The 18,523-nt window shown below is 72.3% G+C and carries 16 protein-coding genes; 8 read left to right on the top strand and 8 right to left on the bottom strand.

The window, feature by feature from the left end:
* Window positions 1-202 precede the first annotated feature (202 nt).
* Window positions 203-478, bottom strand: a complete 276-nt coding sequence (locus CGL27_RS52100) for a hypothetical protein (RefSeq protein ID WP_228052990.1) — start codon at window positions 476-478, stop codon at window positions 203-205.
* Window positions 479-828: 350 nt separating this feature from the next.
* Between CGL27_RS52100 and CGL27_RS18795 the strand changes: the two genes are divergently transcribed.
* Entirely contained in the window at window positions 829-2,232 is a 1,404-nt protein-coding gene (locus CGL27_RS18795) for a S28 family serine protease (RefSeq protein WP_119988674.1), read from the top strand.
* Window positions 2,233-2,354: 122 nt separating this feature from the next.
* Complete coding sequence (locus CGL27_RS18790) at window positions 2,355-3,137, top strand: SDR family NAD(P)-dependent oxidoreductase (RefSeq protein ID WP_119988672.1); 783 nt, start codon at window positions 2,355-2,357, stop codon at window positions 3,135-3,137.
* A gap of 7 nt (window positions 3,138-3,144) precedes the next feature.
* On the opposite strand, the gene CGL27_RS18785 is transcribed toward CGL27_RS18790, so the two are convergent.
* Window positions 3,145-5,067 (bottom strand): glycoside hydrolase family 3 protein, encoded by a 1,923-nt coding sequence (locus tag CGL27_RS18785; RefSeq protein WP_119988669.1) that lies wholly within the window; start codon window positions 5,065-5,067, stop codon window positions 3,145-3,147.
* Between the two features lie 235 nt (window positions 5,068-5,302).
* On the opposite strand from CGL27_RS18785, the gene CGL27_RS18780 reads away from it, so the two are divergent.
* Window positions 5,303-6,523, top strand: coding sequence for a macrolide family glycosyltransferase (locus CGL27_RS18780; protein WP_119988666.1), 1,221 nt, complete (start codon window positions 5,303-5,305; stop codon window positions 6,521-6,523).
* Between the two features lie 418 nt (window positions 6,524-6,941).
* Here CGL27_RS18780 and CGL27_RS18775 read toward each other — a convergent pair whose 3' ends face one another.
* Complete coding sequence (locus CGL27_RS18775) at window positions 6,942-7,856, bottom strand: LysR family transcriptional regulator (protein WP_119988664.1); 915 nt, start codon at window positions 7,854-7,856, stop codon at window positions 6,942-6,944.
* 130 nt (window positions 7,857-7,986) lie between these two features.
* Here CGL27_RS18775 and CGL27_RS18770 point away from each other — a divergent pair, with 130 nt between their 5' ends.
* The gene (locus CGL27_RS18770) at window positions 7,987-9,096 is read left to right on the top strand and encodes an EamA family transporter (RefSeq protein WP_119988662.1); all 1,110 of its coding nucleotides are present in this window, start codon (window positions 7,987-7,989) and stop codon (window positions 9,094-9,096) included.
* Here the strand turns inward: CGL27_RS18770 and CGL27_RS18765 are convergent.
* The 3 genes from CGL27_RS18765 to CGL27_RS18755 all read right to left on the bottom strand — a co-directional run bounded on the left by CGL27_RS18765 (window position 9,070) and on the right by CGL27_RS18755 (window position 12,512).
* Window positions 9,070-9,867, bottom strand: a complete 798-nt coding sequence (locus CGL27_RS18765) for a sugar phosphate isomerase/epimerase family protein (protein WP_078641548.1) — start codon at window positions 9,865-9,867, stop codon at window positions 9,070-9,072. The two genes, CGL27_RS18770 and CGL27_RS18765, sit on opposite strands and share 27 nt — an antisense overlap.
* 756 nt (window positions 9,868-10,623) lie before the next feature.
* Window positions 10,624-11,769 carry a class I SAM-dependent methyltransferase gene (locus tag CGL27_RS18760; RefSeq protein ID WP_119994451.1) on the bottom strand — a complete coding sequence of 382 codons (1,146 nt, stop codon included), beginning with the start codon at window positions 11,767-11,769 and terminating at the stop codon, window positions 10,624-10,626.
* A gap of 179 nt (window positions 11,770-11,948) precedes the next feature.
* Window positions 11,949-12,512 (bottom strand): RNA polymerase sigma factor, encoded by a 564-nt coding sequence (locus CGL27_RS18755; protein ID WP_240450554.1) that lies wholly within the window; start codon window positions 12,510-12,512, stop codon window positions 11,949-11,951.
* Between the two features lie 235 nt (window positions 12,513-12,747).
* Between CGL27_RS18755 and CGL27_RS18750 the strand changes: the two genes are divergently transcribed.
* Window positions 12,748-13,617 carry a hypothetical protein gene (locus tag CGL27_RS18750; RefSeq protein ID WP_162953024.1) on the top strand — a complete coding sequence of 290 codons (870 nt, stop codon included), beginning with the start codon at window positions 12,748-12,750 and terminating at the stop codon, window positions 13,615-13,617.
* A 95-nt stretch (window positions 13,618-13,712) separates the two neighbouring features.
* Here CGL27_RS18750 and CGL27_RS18745 read toward each other — a convergent pair whose 3' ends face one another.
* Window positions 13,713-14,654: a helix-turn-helix domain-containing GNAT family N-acetyltransferase gene (locus CGL27_RS18745; RefSeq protein ID WP_240450553.1), complete on the bottom strand. Its 942-nt coding sequence runs from the start codon at window positions 14,652-14,654 to the stop codon at window positions 13,713-13,715.
* A 171-nt stretch (window positions 14,655-14,825) separates the two neighbouring features.
* Here CGL27_RS18745 and CGL27_RS18740 point away from each other — a divergent pair, with 171 nt between their 5' ends.
* From CGL27_RS18740 to CGL27_RS51010, 3 genes are all read left to right on the top strand, one after another.
* On the top strand, window positions 14,826-16,142 hold the full coding sequence (locus CGL27_RS18740; RefSeq protein WP_162953023.1) for a helix-turn-helix transcriptional regulator: 1,317 nt from the start codon (window positions 14,826-14,828) through the stop codon (window positions 16,140-16,142).
* Window positions 16,143-16,309: 167 nt separating this feature from the next.
* Window positions 16,310-16,903 carry a hypothetical protein gene (locus CGL27_RS18735; RefSeq protein ID WP_119988656.1) on the top strand — a complete coding sequence of 198 codons (594 nt, stop codon included), beginning with the start codon at window positions 16,310-16,312 and terminating at the stop codon, window positions 16,901-16,903.
* Window positions 16,900-17,190, top strand: coding sequence for a hypothetical protein (locus CGL27_RS51010; protein ID WP_205587715.1), 291 nt, complete (start codon window positions 16,900-16,902; stop codon window positions 17,188-17,190). Before CGL27_RS18735 ends, CGL27_RS51010 begins: the two co-directional genes overlap by 4 nt.
* Before the next feature lie 158 nt (window positions 17,191-17,348).
* On the opposite strand, the gene CGL27_RS18725 is transcribed toward CGL27_RS51010, so the two are convergent.
* Window positions 17,349-18,407: a LacI family DNA-binding transcriptional regulator gene (locus CGL27_RS18725; protein WP_119988654.1), complete on the bottom strand. Its 1,059-nt coding sequence runs from the start codon at window positions 18,405-18,407 to the stop codon at window positions 17,349-17,351.
* Between the last annotated feature and the right edge of the window lie 116 nt (window positions 18,408-18,523).

The following is an 18,523-nucleotide window of genomic DNA, read 5'->3' as shown; positions in this document are numbered from 1 at the left end:
GCGTCACTTGGAGCCCGCCGAGAGCTCGCCGGTGGCCCCGCCGACGCGTGGGCCCTTCGTCGCGTGGGCCCTTCGTCGCGCGGCAGCGCGGCGGATGGGCCCGCGTCGCAGGGGCGGTGTGGGTGGTGCGGTGGGGTGCGCACCGGTCATCCGCCGTACGGCGGTGACGCTTAGCGTTCGCCCACTGTTACGTACGGTAACGTCACGGTTCCATGCCGCTGGCCCTCGCGATGGCCTCCACCTCCCGCCGGTCCTGCTCCCGCTGCTCCGCCTCGGCCGCCACCCGCTGCTTGTGGCGGTGCAGGAAATCGGGGTCTCCGGCCCGCTCCTGAGGCACCAGCACCTTCATGCCCTTGGCGTGCGGGCTGTCGCCGAGGTCGACCACCACCCGCTCGTCCTGGGAAGTGAGCAGGCCGAACAGCACCAGCAGCTCGGCCTGGAGAGCGGGGGTGAACAGCTCTTTCTCCTCCGGCCCCATACCGAGCTCGTACGTCCCCCGCGGACGGCCGGTGAGGTGCTCAACTCGCGCAGCAGCCGCATCAGCAGCTCGAGCGAGCGGGGATCGATTCGTTCCTGCAATTCGTTCAGATACCGCGTCAGCCGCTCGGCCCGTTCACTCCGGTCGTGCCGTTCGTCTCGGTCCATACAGGCAGCATGAGCCATCACAGCCCGCTACGAAAGAGGGCGACGGTAACAACTCTCCGTATTCGGCGTCGTGTTGGGGCACCGACGACCTCTGGCGACCCGAGCGTGTGCCCGGATAGGTTCTCGGCGGCCTGTGGGAATTCTCGGGCCGTGAGGGTCATCACGGCAACAAGGGGAGGGTGCATGCGCAAGATGCTCAGATGGCTGTTGGCGCTCGCGATACTGATGGGGGCGGTCGGTGCGGGCGCCGGAGGCGCGTCCGCGGAGCCGGCCGCCCCCGCTCAGCCGGATATCAAGGACCGCGTCCTGGCGATTCCCGGGATGCGTTTCGTGGAGGAGCAGCCCTACGAGGGCTATCGCTTCCTCGTCTTCACCTACGCCCAGCCGGTGGACCACCGGCATCCCTCCAAGGGCACCTTCCAGCAGCGGTTCACCCTGCTGCACAAGGCCACCGACCGGCCCACGGTCTTCTACACCTCGGGCTACAACGTCACCACCGCACCGCGCCGCAGTGAGCCGACGCAACTGGTGGACGGCAACCAGGTGTCCATGGAGTACCGTTTCTTCACTCCTTCCCGGCCGCAGCCCGCCGACTGGTCCAAGCTGGACATCCGGCAGGCCGCGAGCGACCAGCACCGCCTCTACCGGGCCCTGAAGCCCATCTACGGCAAGAAGTGGCTGGCCACCGGCGGCAGCAAGGGCGGTATGACGGCCACCTACTACCGCCGTTTCTACCCGCACGACATGGACGGCACCGTCGCGTATGTCGCGCCCAACGACGTGGCCAACAACGAGGACTCCTCCTACGACCGCTTCTTCGCGGGCGTCGGCACGGCCGAATGCCGCACCAAGCTCAACGCGGTGCAGCGCGAGGCGCTGGTGCGGCGCGACGAGATCGTGCAGCGCTACCAGAAGTGGGCGGACGACGAGGGGCAGACCTTCACCGTCGTCGGCAGCGCCGACAAGGCGTACGAGAACGTCGTCCTGGACCTGGTGTGGGCCTTCTGGCAGTACCACCTGCTGAAGGACTGCGCGGACGTCCCCGCCCCGACCGCGTCGACCGACGAGCTGTACGGCTTCATCGACGAGATCTCGGGCTTCTCCGCCTACACCGACCAGGGCCTGGAGACCTACACGCCGTACTACTACCAGGCGGGCACCGAGCTCGGCTCGCCCACCTTCGAGACCCCGCACCTGGACGGGCTGCTGCGCTACCCCGGCATCTACGCCCCGCGCAACTATGTGCCCCGCGACATCCCGATGCGGTTCAAGCAGGGCGTGATGCGGGACGTCGACAACTGGGTGCGGCATGACGCACGGCGGATGCTCTTCGTCTACGGCCAGAACGACCCCTGGGGCGCCGAGCGCTTCCGGGTCGGCAAGGGCGCCAAGGACTCTCACGTCTACACGGTCGCCGGTGGCAACCACGGCTCCAGCATCGCCCAGCTCGCGGGCGAGGAGAAGGCCGAGGCCACGGCGGAGGTGCAGCGGTGGGCGGGCGTCAGCCCGACCAGCGAGCCGCTCGCCCGGCATGACGCCAGGCTGGACCGCCGCGAGGTCGAGCGCGAACCGGCCTTGCGGCCGTAAGCGAGCCCATTCGTGGCGACGAGGGTGTCCGCTCCGGCGGACACCCTCGTCGCGGGCAAACTGGATCATGTCTCCATCCGTATCCATATCCGTATCCGGGGACATGACCGAAGGACACCACGATGGACCTGAAGCTGACGGGCCGCCGGGCCCTCGTGACCGGTTCCAGCTCCGGGCTCGGCGCGGCGATCGCCCGGCTGCTCGCCACCGAGGGCGCCGATGTCGTGGTGCACGGCCGGGACGAGGCCCGGACCCACGGGGTGGCGGAGGAGATCGGCGCGGTCGCCGTGGCGACCGGCGACCTCGCCACGGACCAGGGCGCCGACGCGGTGGCCGCTGTCACCGTTGAGGCCGACATCCTGGTCAACAACGCCGGTGCGTACGGCCACCCGCACCGCTGGGCCGAGGCCACCCCGGACATGTGGGCCCGTTTGTACGAGATCAACGTGATCTCCGCCGTACGCATGATCCAGCGGCTGGTGCCGGGGATGCGCGAACGCGGCTGGGGCCGGGTGATCCAGATCGGCGGCGGCCTCGCGTCGCAGCCGATGCCCGAGCAACCCCACTACAACGCCACGCTCGCCGCGCGTCACAACCTCGCCGTCTCGCTGGCGCGCGAGCTGAAGGACACCGGGGTGACGTCCAACGTGGTCTCTCCCGGGGCGATCCTCGTCGACTCGGTCAAGGAACTGGTGACCGATCTCGCGCCGGAGCACGGCTGGGGCGAGTCCTGGGAGGAGATCGAGCCCAACGCCGCGCGCGACTTCGTGCCCAACGACATCGGCCGATTCGGCCGCCCCGAGGAGATCGCGGGCGCTGTCGCCTATCTGGCCGGTCCGTACGGCGCCTACGTCAGCGGCGCCACGCTCCGCGTGGACGGCGGCACGATCCGCTCGGTGATCTGACCGACGCTCAATACCCCAGCCCGTGCCCGATCGGGTACAGCACCCGGGACGGGTCGTCCGCGCGCCGCACCGCGACCGGCAGCTTGCCTCGCGGGGTGACCCGCCCCGCGATCACCCGGGCGGCGGCGCGCAGTTCCACATCCGTCCAGCAGTACGTGGCCAGCGACGCCCCGGGCTCGGTGCCGCGTCCGCCCAGCCGCGCGATGTCGTACGGGTCGCGCAGCGCCAGATGCACCACCGGCACCCCGGTGGCCACCAGCCGTGCCACCAGGGTGCGCTGGGCGGATCCGGGCGTGATGTCGTACGTCGCCACGATCACCGCGTCCCGTCCCCGCGCCGCCGCGACCGACGCCTCGATCCGCTCGGGCGAGGGGCCGGGCGCGCTGCCCGTGCCGGTGGGCAGCGCCTCCGCCTTGAAGCCGAGGCCGGACAGGGCGCGGGCCAGAACGGCCGTCGGCGGGCCCCCGGTGCCCGAGGGCGCGGCGGCGTCCACCCCCACCACCAGCAGGTCGTGATGGCGGCGCGGTGACAGCGGCAGCAGCCCGCCACGGTTGGTGATCAGGGTGGTGGTGCGCTCGGCGATCCGGTCGGCGGTGGCACGGTGCTCCCGGGTGCCCACCGTGCGGTTGACCGCGCGGTCGCTGGTGTACGGATCGTCGAACAGCCCCCGGCGCGCCTTGAGTTCCAGGACGCGCCGCAGTGAGCGGTCGATCCGGTCCTCGTCGAGCTCGCCCGCCCGGACGGCCTTGCGCACGCCCTCGAAGGCACGGGACAGGTTCGGCGGGTTCAGCAACTGGTCCACCCCCGCCTTGAGCGCGAGCACCGGCACCCGGTCGTCGCCGTACTTCTCCCGCACGCCCTGCATGCCGAGCGAGTCGGTGACCACCACCCCGTCGTAGCCCAGTTCCTCGCGGAGCACACCGGTGAGGATGGGGCGGGAGAGCGTGGCGGGGTCGTCGGCCGGGTCGAGCGCGGGGAAGAGAAGATGCGCCGTCATGATCGAGTCGATCCCGGCCTCGATCGCGGCCCGGAACGGCGGCGCGTCCAGCCGCTCCCACTCCTTGCGGGAGTGAGTGATCCGCGGCAGGCCGACATGGCTGTCCACGGAGGTGTCGCCGTGGCCGGGGAAGTGCTTGGCGGTGGCCGCGACCCCGGTGCTCTGATAGCCCTCCACCTGGGCCGCCACCAGCCGGGCCACGGCCTTCGGATCGGCCCCGAAGGAGCGCACGCCGATCACCGGATTGGCGGGGTTGACGTTGACGTCCGCGATCGGGGCGTAGTCCTGCCGGATGCCGAGCGCGGCCAGCTCCGCCCCCGCGGTGCGGGCGGCCGTACGGGCGTCGGCCGCGCTGCCGCCCGCGCCGAGCGCCATGGCGCCCGGGAACAGCGTGGCGGGCGCGCCGATCCGGGCGACGGTGCCGTACTCCTGGTCGGTGGAGAGCAGGACGGGGACGGGCACGGATGCGGCCAGCGCGGCCTTCTGGATGCCGTTGGAGAGCGCGGCGACCTGGTGGGGGTCGCGGATGTTGTGCGCCCAGCGGATGTACATCACCCCGCCCACGTGGTACTTCGAGATCAGCTCGGCGGCGTTGTCGACGCCGATGTCCTTACGGTTGGCCGCGACATCGGCCGGGTCGGGGCGGGTGGCCGAATGGCCGTACACCCGCATCACGAAGAGCTGGCCGATCTTCTGGTCCAGCGTCATCCGGCCGATGAGCTCGTCGATCCGCCGGCGGTCGCGCTCCTGGTCCCGGCCGGGCTGTGTGGTGGCTCGTGAGGGCGTCGCGGAAGGGCCGCCGGAACCGGCGGTGATGCGGCGCGCGGGGGCCGCGGGCGCGGGGGAACTGTTCGTCGGCGCACTGCAGGCACCGGCCGCGGCGGCGGCCAGAGTGGCGGTGAGCAGGGCGCGGCGAGACGTCGTCGTGTGCACCCGCACTCCTTCCATGGGACGTTCGGAGGGGGTGGCCGAAGGTGGTGCAGGACACGCTGGGACACAAAGCGCTGCCGGGTCAAGGAGAGTTGGACTTCCTGACGACCCGGAAGCGTAAAGGAAAAGACTCGTTAAAGACAGGGATCTGGTGCTCGTGCGAAACCGGCGCTAATGTATCGATCGGGTATGCGCACTATTTGTATGAGGCATCCGTCCTCGCTTAGGTTCCGTTTTCATGACCCCATCGACGGGTGCCAAGCCCCCCACACATATCGCCATGTTCGGCATCGCGGCGCACGGGCACGTCAACCCGAGCCTGGAGGTGATCCGCGAGCTGGTGGCCCGCGGCCACCGGGTTACCTACGCCATCCCCGAGTCGTTCGCCGAGAAGGTCGCCGAAACCGGCGCCGAGCCGAAGACCTACACCTCGGTCCTCCACGGTGAGAATGTGCCGGGCGCCAGAGGCTCCGAGCTGATCGACTACATCGAGCCGTTTCTCACCGAGGCGGAACAGGCGTTGCCACAGCATCTGGCGGCCTACGAAGGCGATGAGCCGGATCTGGTGATGTACGACGTCACGGCGTACCCGGCGCATGTCCTCGCCCATCGCTGGGGCGTGTCCGCCGTCGAGCTCGCCCCCAGCTTCGTGCCCTGGGACGGGTACCGCGAAGAGGTCTACGAGCCGATGTACGCGCAGCTTCGGTGCTCGGAGCGAGGCCGGGCCTACTACGCGCGCTACCGCGCCTGGCTCGAGGACAACGGACTGGCCGGCACCGACCCCGACCGGCTCATCGGCCGCCCCAGCCGCTGTGTCGCCCTCATCCCCGAGCTGCTCCAGCCCAACGCCGACCGCGTCGACCCGTCCGTCTACAGCTTCGTCGGCGGCTGCCAGAGCGCCCGCCGCGACGTGGCGGAGTGGCGCCGCCCGGAGCGGGCCGCCGAGACCGACCGGATCCTGCTGGTCTCGCTCGGCTCGACCTGGACCAAGGAGCCCGGCTTCTACCGCGCGTGCGTGGCGGCGTTCGGCGATCTGCCGGGGTGGTACGTGGTGCTGCAGATCGGCGAGTTCGTCGACCGGGCCGACCTCGGCGAGATCCCCGCCAATGTCGAAGTGCACAGCTGGATACCGCAGTTGAGCATTCTGCGGAAGGCCGACGCCTTCGTCACCCACGCGGGGGCGGGCGGCGCTCAGGAGGGGCTGGCCTGCGGGGTGCCGATGGTCGCCGTACCGCAGGCCGTCGATCAGTTCAGCAACGCGGACACCCTCGAAGCGCTCGGGGTCGGCCGCCATCTGCCCAAGGAGGAGGCCACCGCGTCGGCGCTGCGCAAGGCGGTGCTCGACCTGGTGGACGACCCCGAGGTGGCCGCCCGCTGTGCCGCGCTCAAGGCGCGGATGGCCGCCGAGGGGGGACCGGACCGCGCGGCGGACCTGATCGAGGCGGAGCTGCCCGTCTGAGGGCTGCCCGTCCGACGGCCGCCGTAAGGGCGGACCGTGCCGCCGTAAGGGCGGACCGTGCCGCCGTAGGGGCGGACCGTGCCGCCGTAAGGGCGGACCGTGCCCCCTGGGGTGCCCCTTTGGGTGCCCCTCGGTGTGGCTTTTGGGCGCCGCCGACGCTCTGGGAGGGGTGTCGCGTCGGCGGCGGGGTGCTGCTGGCCGCGGGCGGCGGTGAGGTGGTCAGCGTCGCAGCCAGCGGCGAGGCCGATTACCGCCATGCGGAGACTCCCCATCAGCACACCGCTTCGACGCGTGGCGGCGCGCGCCGGTTCCGTACGGGGGGTGCGCGGCGCGGATCGGTGAGGAGGGGCGTACGCGCCCCAAGTGGCAGCACGGGGCAACCAGTTGAGCCGATGCGGTGTTGATCGTCGGCCGGTGCTCAGGCCGTGCGCTGCGGCCAGAGGCCGCCCATCAGCCGCACCGTTTCGGTGATGGCGGGACGGCGGGCCGCGCCGGTGCGCCACAGGGCGTACAGCCGCCGTACCGGGACCGGCTCCAGGGGCAGCGCCAGCACCCCGTCCGGCAGCGGACCGCGCCCCAGACGGGGCATGAGGGCAACGCCGAGACCGGCCGCCACCAGGGCGATCTGGGTGTGGTTCTCCGCCGCCTGATAGGCCAGGTCCGGCTCATGGCCCGAAGCGCGCAGCGTACGGACCAGCCAGTCGTGGCACACCGACCCGGGCGGCTGGCAGATCCACCGCTGGCCCGGCAGGTCCTCGCGGCGCAGCGCCCGCCGCGCGGCCCGCTCGGCCAGCGGATGTCCGGCCGGGACGAGCAGATCGCACAGGTCGTCGCCGATGGCCGCCCGTTCCTGCCCCTCCGGGGCGGGCAGCGGGGCGATGTCCCAGTCGTGGGCCACCGCCAGGTCGATGACCCCCTGCGCCACCAGGTCCACCGACAGATGCGGATCCACTTCGAGCAGCCGGGCGTCCAGGGAGGGGTGTTCGGCCACGAGCGCGGCCAGCACCACGGGCATCAGCCCGCGCGCCGCCGAGGCGAAGGCGCCGATCACCAGCCGGCCCGTCGGCTGTCCGCGCCGCTCCTCCAGGGTGGTCTCGGCCGCCTCGACGATGGCGAGCAACTGCTGGGCGGTGGCGGCCAGATGCCGGGCCGCGTCGGTCAGCGCGATGCCCCGGCCCTGCCGTTCCAGAAGGGTGGTCCGGGTCTCCCGCTCCAACTTGGCGATCTGCTGCGATACGGCGGACGGGGTGTAGCCGAGCGCGGTCGCGGCGGCGCTGACCGAGCCGTGTACGGACACCGCGTGCAGCGCCCGCAGCCGGGCCAGATCGAGCATGCGCCCTCCCCTCACACCTTTGGCTGGTACCGCATCTTTGAACCGGTCCCGCATCTTTAACCGTTACTGCATCCAAGCATGAAGACATCCGCGCTGGTGCTACAAGGTCCCGGCACCTGATCCTCGACCCATGCGACCTGTGCACATAGCCCTCGCCGTGCTGGTCACGGCCCTGTGGGGGGTCAACTTCGTGGTCATCGAGGTGGGCCTCGACCACTTCCCGCCCCTGCTCTTCTGCGCCCTGCGATTCCTGGTGGCCGCGCTGCCCGCCGTCTTCCTGGTCGGCCCGCCGAGGGTCGCCTGGCGATGGATCCTGGGGGTGGGGCTGGCTCTGGGCGTGGCCAAGTTCGGGCTGCTGTTCATCGGGATGCACGAGGGGATGCCCGCCGGGCTGTCCTCGCTGGTGCTGCAGATCCAGGCGGTGTTCACCGCGCTGTTCGCGGCCGTCGTACTCGGCGAACGCCCTGGCCGACGGCGGCTGCTGGGCATGGCCGTCGCCCTCGCCGGGATCGCGGTGGCCGCCGTGGACGAGGGCACCTCGGGGCCGCTCATCGGCTTCGTCCTCGTCGTCGCGGCGGCCGCCTTCTGGGGCGTCTCCAACGTCCTCACCCGCAAGGCGGCGCCGCCCGACGCCCTCAACTTCATGGTGTGGGTGAGCTTGGTGCCCGTACTGCCGCTGCTCGGGCTCTCGCTGATGTTCGAGGGCGCGCGGCCCGACCTCGACGCGCTGAGCAGGCTCGACTGGGCCGGAGTGGGCGCGATCGTCTACGTCGCCTGGGTCACCACCGTGTTCGGCTTCGGGGTCTGGGGCTTCCTGCTGCGCACCTACGACGCCTCGACTGTCGCCCCCTTCTCGCTGCTGGTGCCCGTCTTCGGGATGTCCTCGGCGGCGCTGGTGCTGGGGGAGGGGATCAGCGCACCGCGCTGGCTGGCGGCGGCGCTGCTGGTGGGCGGCGTGGCCCTGACCTCGCTCCCGCGCTTGCGCCTACGGCGTGGGCCGCGCCGTCGAGCTGAGGTGCCCGGGGCGGGCGCCCGCCCCGATGCGCCCGGAGTGGACCCCCGAGCCGATGCGCCTGGGCCGGACCGCGGCCCCGAGCCGCTTCTGCCGGAGCCGGGCGGCCCCGAGCTGGGCGGCCCCGAGCCGGACGGCCCGGAGTTGGGCGGGCCGGAGTTGGGCGGGCCGGAGTCGGGGTCTGCCGGAGCCCCGGCGTGGTCAGGCCGCGTCGGTCAGCAGACGTAGGAGGTGCTCCCGGCCCGGGGCCAGCAGCTCCGGGAACTCCCGGGCCTGCGGATACCACCGCTTCTCGTACTCCCAGCACAGCCAGCCGTCCCAGCCCTCACGGCTGAGCAGCTCCACGCACTCGGTCAGCGGCAGCACCCCCTCGCCCAGCGGCAGCGGGGTGGTGTCGTCGGCCGAGGCGATGTCCTTGACCTGGACGTAGCCCAGATGCGGGAAGAGCGCCGGATAGCTGGTGGCCGGGTCCTCACCGCCCAGCCAGGTGTGCATCACATCCCAGAGCGCCCCGACACTGCCATGGCCGACGAGCCCGAGGACCCGGGCCGCGTCCGCGCCAGTGCGATGCGAGTCGTGGGTCTCCAGCAGCAGCCGTACGCCGAGGTCGGCGGCGCGGGGCGCGGCAGCGGCGAGCCGCCGGGCGGCCGTGGCGTCGGCCTCCTCCGGGCTCTGCTCCCCACCGCCGGGGAAGACCCGGACATGGCGGGCGCCCAGGTCGTGGGCGAGCTCCAGCAGCTCCCGCAGCCCGGCCAGCACCGGCTCGTCCGGCCCGGCCTGGGCGGCGCGCACATACCCGGCGACGGTGAGGATCTCGATCCCGGCGTCCCGGAACTCCGCCACCACCCGGGCACGTTCGTCCGCCCCGATCCCCGGGTGCACCGGCTCCTCGGGGTGGGCGCGCAGCTCCACGCCGTGGTACCCGGCCCCGGCGGCGAGCCGGGCGACGTCGGACATGGGCATACCGGGGACGCCGAGAGTGGAGAAGGCGAGCTTCATACGGGCTCCCTTGATGGGGGTCGTGCGGTTCGTGGGGATCTTCCTGCCCTTCATCCCGGACGCTAAGCAGGGCCACGAGTCGGGTCAATCCTGACCTCACGCCTACGGCGTGTCTTGGCGGGTAGCCAGGCCGTGGCCCCACCGCCCGGTTCTGCGGGCGCCCGGTCGGACTGTTGAACTGCGGCGGCCGACCCTCGGCGGGGCGGGGGCAGCGCGGACGGCCTCGGCAGTCGGTCAAGCCGTGGCGGCGCGTTGCGCCGTGGCCGACCGCCCGGTTCTGCGGGCGTCTGGTGCCACCGTGCGGGTGGCCGGGCCCGGCCGGGGCATGGTCGCTCAGCCCACAGCGTCAGGGAGACGCCTGCCTCGGGTGTCCGAGGAGCGTGCGGGGCTGCCTCGGTAGTTGGGGCCAGCCCGTGGCGGTCCGTTACGTCGTGGCCGACCGCCCGGTTCTGCGGGCGCCCGGCCGGGCTGTTGAACTGCGGCTGCCGACCCTCGGCGGGGCGGGGCAGCGCGGACGCCTCGGCAGCCCGGCCAAGCCGTGGCGGCGCGTTGCGCCGTGGCCGACCGCCCGGTTCTGCGGGCGTCTGGTGCCACCGTGCGGGTGGCCGGGCCCGGCCGGGGCGTGGAAGCGTGCGGCCGGGGCGTGGAAGCGTGGTCCCCCCGGCGGAGCCGTGGTCGCTCAGCTCGCGGCGTGTGCGGGCGCCCGGTGCCCCGGGCGAGCGGCCCGGGGCGTCGTGGGCTCGGTGCCGCGCTCGCTCAGTCCGCCTTCAGGCGCCACAGCGATGTGACCTCCGCCGCGCGGGCCGTGTGGAGGGGGTCGGTGGGGTCGACGGCGCGGGGGTGGGTGGGGCGGATGTCCAGGCGGGCCGTGACCGTCAGGCCCGCCGTGGCGAAGGCGGTCAGGAGTTCGGCGCGTGGCCGCAGGCCGAGGTGTTCGGCGAGGTCGGAGAGGATCAGCCAGCCCTCGCCGCCGGGGGTCAGATGCCCGGCCAGCCCGTTCAGGAAGCCGCGCAGCATACGGCTGGACGGGTCGTAGACCGCGTATTCGAGCGGTGAGGAGGGCCGGGCCGGGACCCAGGGCGGGTTGCAGACGACCAGCGGGGCGCGGCCCGGCGGGTAGAGGTCGGCCTCGACCACCTCGACCCGGTCGGTCAGGCCCAGGCGGGCCGCGTTCTCGCGGGCGCATCCCAGCGCCCGCGCGTCCTGGTCGGTGGCCACCACGCGCTGGATGCCGCGCCGGGCGAGGACGGCGGCCAGGACGCCGGTTCCGGTGCCGATGTCGAAGGCCAGCTCATGCGTGGGCAGCGGGGCCTCGGCCACCAGGTCGACGTACTCGCCGCGCACCGGCGAGAAGACCCCGTAGTGCGGATGGACGCGGTCCCCGCCCAGCGCCGGCACCTTGACGCCCTTACGGCGCCACTGATGCGCGCCGATCAGCCCGAGTAGCTCCGGCAGCGAGGTCACCGACGGGCGCTCGCTCGCCGGGCCGTACGCCTCGGCGCACGCCTGCCGTACGTCCGGCGCCCGGCGCAGCGGAATGCCGAAGTCCGGGTCCAGTGGCACCAGCAGCATCCCCAGCAGCCGGGCCCGGCGGGACTGGGCCTGGCGGTGCCGGTGAAACGCTTCGGCCGGTGACGCGGCCGGGGCCCGCCGCTCCTTGGCCCGGCGCGGTCCGCGGTCGATCCGGCGCGCCAGCGCCGTCAGTAGCTGGCGGGCGCCCTGGTAGTCGCCGCGCCACAGCAGCGCGGTGCCCTCACAGGCGAGGCGGTGGGCGGTACCGGCGCGCATCCGGTCGTCCGCCACCTCGATCCGCCGGGGCGGCGGCGTGCCGTTCTCGGAGCGCCAGTGGGCGGTCCGGGTCCGGCCGTCCTCGGTCCACTCGATGACCTGCTGGGTACTCAGGGGGTACACCCTTTGCTCTTGTGCCGTTCCGACGCACTGTACGGGTGCGTCGTGTGGACGTTCCCCGTGCCGTGTCCGCGTGCTGTACGGGCCTGCGTATGCGCCGATCCTTCCCGTACGGGGCCCGTCCGCGCGAGCGGATTTCCGGTCGAGGTGACGCCTCGTCACCTGTGCGACCGTTAAGGGCGCCTGCCGGGCGGACGCCCTTCAGCGGCTTGACGGGCGGCCAGGATCTTTCTCGCACGCGAGAGCCGGGCCCGTACGGTGCCGGTGGCCACGCCCAGGGCCTCGGCCACCGTGGCGGCGTCCAGGCCCTCCCACACACGGAGCGTGAACACCTCGCGCTCCCCACGGCGCATCGTGCGCAACGCCTTCTGCGCGGCGGCCGGCTCCTCGGTGTCGGCCAGGCGCCGGGTCACCTCGTCGGCGAAGTCCGGAACGCGGTCCGGCGGTGGGAGTTCGGCGAGCGCGGCCTGGTGTCTTCGCGCCGCCCGCGTGGTGTTGCGCGTGACGTTCGTCGCGATCCCCAGCAGCCACGGGCGGAGGCCGCCGTCCCCCGGAAGCAGCCGCTCGCGCAGCCGCCATGCCTCCAGGAAGGTGAGCGACACGATGTCGTCGGCCACGCCCCAGTCGCCGGTCAGCCGGACGGCGTGCCGGTAGACCACCGAGGCGCACTCGTCGAAGAGCTGCCCGAAGGCATCCGGATCTCCGGCTCGCACGCGGGTGCGCAGTGAAGTCTCCACACTCCCCCCTGTCCACCGCGCGGACCGCGCGGCAGTGATCCATCTCACACCATGGCTCGGTCAATCGTGTGCCGGTTACGTACCGTAATCACCCTATCGGCCCCTTCGGGCTGCCGCCGGGTGCCGGAGAGGGGAGAGTGGGGCCGTGGCGCGGCCCGCCGAGCGCACAGGCGCCGGCCCTATCCCTGCGGTCATCGGGTCCTTCCCCCGGTCAGCGCAGGTCAGGAGACCGCTCATGGCGGCAGGAGTGAGTAACACCACCGCGAATGACGACTGGGGCAAAGCGAACTTCAACGACATCTACGACTGTCCCGACCCACGCCCGTACTTCGCGACCCTGGGACCCCTCGAGTACCAGATACCCCACCATGGCCAGGCCGTCTTCCGGGCGCTGGCCCATGCCCTGCGCTGCCTGCACCCCGACCGGACGCCATTGAACGTGGTGGATCTGTGCTGTTCCTACGGGATCAACACAGCTCTCCTCAACTACCGTGTCACTCTGGCGGACCTGTCCACCCGCTACACCTCCCACCGCCTCTCCGCCCTGCCGACCCGGCACCTAGCGGCCGAGGACCGGACCTTCTTCGCGGCGCGCCGCCGCCCGGAAGCCGCGACGGCGACAGGCATCGACTCGGCAGCCCGGGCCGTCGGATACGCCCGCGCCGTCGGCCTGCTCGACCACGCCTTCGCGGAGAACCTCGAAGTCACCGAACCGAGCCCCGCCCTGCGCCGCACACTGGCGGGCACGGACCTCATCACCGTCACAGGCGGCGTCGGCTACGTCTTCACCCGGACCTTCACCAGGCTTCTCGACTCCATGCCGACCCCGCCGTGGGTCGCGGCGTTCGTGCTGCGCACCGTGCCCTACCGGCCGATCGCCGATCTGCTCGCCCGCTCGGGCCTGGTGACGGAGAAGCTGCCCACCCGTACCTTCCGGCAGCGCCGCTTCGCCGACAGCGCCGAACGGTACGCGGCGTTCGACGCCCTGGCTGTGAACGGACTGCACGCGGCGGGCAAGGAAGCGGACGGCTTCTACCACACCGACCTGTATGTCTCCCGGCCCGCTCCCGACATCGCGGCGCTGCCTCTCGCACGCCTGCTGTAACCCGAGGCGCGACCCCTCGCTGCGGCGTGCGCGTGTGGCGGCGGCGAGGGACAGATCTGTGGGGACGCCGCGGTGCGGACAGCGGCCCCGGCTTGTCAGGGGCCCTGGAGCGTGAGCCGCCAGTCCTGCCCGACCAGGGGCGAGCCATAGCCGCGGTGCGGCTTCTCGGCGATCAGCTCGAACCCGGCCCCCTCGTAGATCCGGCGGGCGGAGGTCAGGACGTCATTGGTCCACAGCACGAGATCGCGGTAGCCCGCCTCGCGTGCGAAGTCGATACACGTGCCGACCAGCCGCTCGCCGAGCCGCCGCCCCCGCGCCTCCGGTTCGACGAGCAGCAGTCGCAGCCGGGCCGTATCGGGCCGCTCGTCCCGGACGCACATCACCGACCCGACGGGGCGGCCGTCGAGTTCCGCGATCCACGCCCGCTCGCGGGCCGGGTCGTGGCCCGCGCCGAACTCCCCGACGATCCGGGCCACCAGGGCCTCGAACTCGGCGTTCCACCCGAACTCCCGGGCGTACACGGCGCCGTGGCGCTGCACGATCCAGCCCAGGTCGCCCGGTTCCAGCCCGCGCAGCCGCAACTCGGGGTCGGCCGGACCGGTGAGCGTGTGCCGCGCGGTCGCCAGCGCCTCCCGCAGCCGCCCCAGCTCGTTCCAGGGGACCTTGGCCAGCAGCCCGGTCACCGCCTCCCGCGACCGCCGGTCCAGATCCTCCGCCGCCGCCCGGCCCTCGGCGGTGAGCAGCACCTCCTGGAAGCGGGCGTCGCGGTAGTGGCGCTCGCGCGTCACCAGCCCCCGCTCCTCGAACCGGCTCAGCGTCCGGCTCAGATGCGCGGCGGTGACGCCGAGGTGCTCCCGGAGGGCCGAGACGTGGGTGCGCTCCCGCCGCGCCAGCTCGTAGAGGATGCGGGCCTCGCCCAGCGAGTACGGGGTGTTGAGCTGCCCGGGGTAGTCGAGGACGCCGATCAGGCGGGTGTACATCCGGTTGAAGTCGCGGACTTCGTCCACGGCCAGATCGAGATTGTCGCGCGGGCCCATCCGGCACCCCTCCATACGCCTGTGTCGATTTTGCTTGACCTTATAGTTGCGCCAGATCAAGTATTTGGGAAGAGGGGGTCCCGTCCCGGGGGGAGATGTCGGCGGTGGCGACCGCAACGCCAGGGCGCTTCGAGCTTGCCCAGCCTGCGGGCCGGGGGAGGGGGCTCTTTCGTGTGCCCGACGCCTGCTGGGCTCCCACGGCTCCCCTCTCCGGGCGTACCGTGGCCCAAAGACCTTCTGGCGGTGGTGTATCAGATGACTGATCTGTCCGTTGGTAAACGGCTGGCCCGACTTCGCGACATCCGCGACCTCACGCAAGAGCAACTCGCCGACCGCGCGGGCGTGTCCGTCGACACCATCCGCAGGTTGGAGCAGGGCACCCAACGGGGAGCAAGAATCGCCACGTATCAGAAGCTCGCGGGCGCACTCGATATCGAGCTCGCCCGCCTGCTGGGCCAGCCCACCATGACGCAATCCCTCGCGCCCGACGGCGGAGTCATCGCGTTGCGGGCCGCCATCCAGGCCCCGAGCGATCTGCCAGGGCTGGACGTGTGCGGCGCGGACAGTGACGCGCCCGGCCCGGACGATCTCCGCCCGGTCATGGAGCAGGCCCAGAGGCACTATCGGCTCGGCCAGTTCACCGACCTGGTCGGCATGCTGCCCGGGCTCGTCACCGATCTGAAGGCGGCCACCCGTGAGGCCGAGGGCGGTCCCGACCACGACACGGTGTGGTCGATGTCCGCTGCTGCGTACATCATCGTCGCCGACGTGGCCGCGCAGTTGGGGCAGACCGATCTGGCATACACCGCGGTGGAGCGAGCCATGTATGCCACCGCGCGCGCCGGCGACGAGCTGCGGCACGCTCTCGCCGTCTCGACGCTTTCGCTTGTGCTCCTGCGGCAAGGCCGATGGAGCGATGCCCAGCAGGTCGCGACCCGTAGGGCGGCTGAGATCGAGCCCCGGCTCTCCGACCGCAATCCCGAGAAGTTCGCGATGTTCGGGATCCTGCTGCTGTCCGGTGCTGTCTCGGCAGCACGGGCGAACCGCGATGAGTCCGACAGCACAAAGGATGACGCGCTCACCTTCCTCAGGCAGGCGGAGGCGGCGGCCGCGCTGTCCGGAGCGGTACGGGTGCGAGGCACCGCCTTCGGCCCGGCGAGCGTGGGCATGCAGGCCACCACCGTTCAGGTGTCGCTTGGCCATCCGGACAAGGCTTTGGCCACAGCCAGTGGCGTCAATCTGGATGAGCTGCCATGGAAGATCTCGCGCGCCAGGCACCGGCTGGATCTGGCATTCGCCCGCTACCAGACGCATGACGACGAGGGAGCCCGCGATGTGCTGCTCACCCTCGACGAGGAGCATCCTGAGTGGCTGACCCATCAGATGCTCGCCGCCTCCACCGTGGGGGGACTGCTGGAGACTGAGCGGCGTCGCGACCGAGGCCTGCGAAAGCTCGCGGTGCGGCTGGGCGTGGACCCGGCGGCATGAACAAGTGCCGTAGTCCCGCCGAAAACTGAGGCCGGACTACGGCACTTCGTCGCTGGGATGTAATCGCACGCACACCTAGCGTGATCCGCATCGCGGCGGCGTCGACCCTCGCACCCGCCAGGAACCTGGTCGGCGCCGCCCCTCGCAGATCGGCAGGGGAGCCCGACGTGACGACCAGAGCCTTACCGTGGACACCGTCGCCCGCCACGGATGTCCAGGCGTTACCCGCGGGCAAGTGGTGGGATGCCGTAAGGGCCGCGTCGACCGTCGGGGAACGCGCCCTGACGCTCCTCGGCGACGAGAACGGCGCTGTCATCCAGGACAAGTACGGCACCCTGTACTGGCTCGTCGCGGTGGGCTCCGCCACGAGCTGGCATCTGCGGCAGGTGCGGGTCCTGAGCGAGCTGGCGGACGAGTGCAGCTACCTCGGTGTGCCGCCCAACTCCTGGACCACGCCGCCCGGCACCCACTGGCGCGTGCCGCTCTCGGCCGATCACTACCTGACCGACGCCTGGAAGCTGTGGGGAGCGCTGGCCGAGGCCGACCGCGTCGAACTCGGCCCCGTCCCGCAGGGACGCCAGACCTGCTACCGCTGCGAGCTGCCCACCGACGAGCCGGTCATCGTGGACGTCCAGCACGGCGGCAGCGGACCCGGCCGCACGGTGTACGCCTGCCCTCCCCACGCCCATGCCTACCGGCGCGACCCGGTCGCCGAGGCCGCCGCCATGCGCCGCGCCCGCGAACGGGGGCACACCCGGTGACGGAGGACGAGCGCACCGATCGGGAGCGGATAGCGGAACTGCGGACCCCGGGCAGGAAGTGGGTCTTCGGCCAGCTCCAGGGCTGGAACTGCGCCCTGTGCGCGGCACGCCTCTACGCGGACCGGCCGATCTGCACGGTGGAGGTGGACTACGGCAGCGTCACCGAGACGTACCAGCTATACGTCTGTGCCCCCTCGTGCGAGTCGGCCCGCGCCGCACAGCGCCCCGCCCCGCCGGACGGCGACCGCCCGGTGATCCGCGCGCCTCGCCAGCGGACTGGCTCATAGACGGGGTGGGCTACTGGGCTCCGGGCCCCCGCCGGAGTGACGGCGCCGGTGGCCCACCCTCCGTACGGAGCAGACCCGCCCCGCACGGAGGAGGCTCGCCGCACGGAGGAGGCTCGCCGCACGGAGGAGGCTCGCCCCGCACGGACTGCATGCATCGCTCAGCCGCGCGGCGGGGCCGTCGAGGCGCGAGCCATCAGTTCGGCGCGGACCATCGCCACCCCGCCCGGCGGCTGCGGCTCGCGGCCCAGGGCCAGGCGTCCGGCCCGCGCGCCCGCCTCGTACAGGGGCAGCCGCATCGTGGTGAGGGCGGGGACCGCGTCCGCGCTGAACGGAAGGTCGTCGAAGCCCGCGACCGAGACGTCCTCGGGGATCCGCAGGCCCTGGTCGCGCAGGGCGGCGCAGACGCCGAGCGCGATGGTGTCGTTGGCGGCGACTATGGCCGTCAACCCCCGGTCGCGGCGCAGCAGTTCGAGGGTCGCGTCATAGCCGGAGGCGCGGTCGTACAGGCCGTGCACGGTCAGCCGCTCCAGGTCGGCGTCGAGACTGTTCACTTCGGCGGCGCCGAGCGCCGCCCGGTGGCCCTCCAGCCGGTGGCGGGTCGTGGTGCGCTCGGCGGGGCCCGCCACATAGCCGATGCGGCGGTGGCCGAGGGTCAGCAGATGTTCGGTGAGGCGGCGGGCGCCGCCGCGGTTGTCGAAGGTGAGGGTGGTCGCGTCCGCGATCGGCGGGCGCCCGCACAGCACCACCCGGGTGCCGGACGCGGCCAGCCGGGACGCCTTGGTGGCCACGGCGGCGGCGTGGTCGGGGTGCTCGACCGCGCCGCCGGTGAGCACGACGGCGGCGGCGCGCTGCCGCTGCAGCAGGGTGAGGTAGTTCAGCTCGCGCTCGGGCGAACCACCGGTGTTGCAGATGACCGCGAGCTTCTCGCCGCCCCGGCCCGGTTCGCCCGCCGGTGCGCCCATCTCGGCCTGTACGGCGCCCGCGATGATGCCGAAGAAGGGGTCCGCGATGTCGTTGACGAGCACCCCGACCAGATCGGAGGTGGCGGCGGCGAGAGCGCTTGCCGGGCCGTTGACCACGTACTCCAGCTCATCGACGGCGCGCAGCACCCGTGTCCGGGTCGACTCCGCCACGGGGTAGTTGCCGCTCAGGACGCGCGACACGGTGGCCGCCGAGACCCGAGCACGTGCCGCCACATCGGCCAGGGTCACTGCCATGTTTCCTCCGTTGGATGGTCACCCGGTGGTCACCTTCTGGGACACCGCGCGCACTTGTCGGCGCCCCCATGCTCTCACTCCATGAGCGGCGCGATTCTGCCGTCCAGGGGCTTGTC

It is taken from the genome of Streptomyces sp. 11-1-2 (assembly GCF_003595545.1).
GTDB classification, from domain to species: domain Bacteria; phylum Actinomycetota; class Actinomycetes; order Streptomycetales; family Streptomycetaceae; genus Streptomyces; species Streptomyces hygroscopicus_B.
This window is presented reverse-complemented; position numbering and strand designations above follow the sequence as displayed.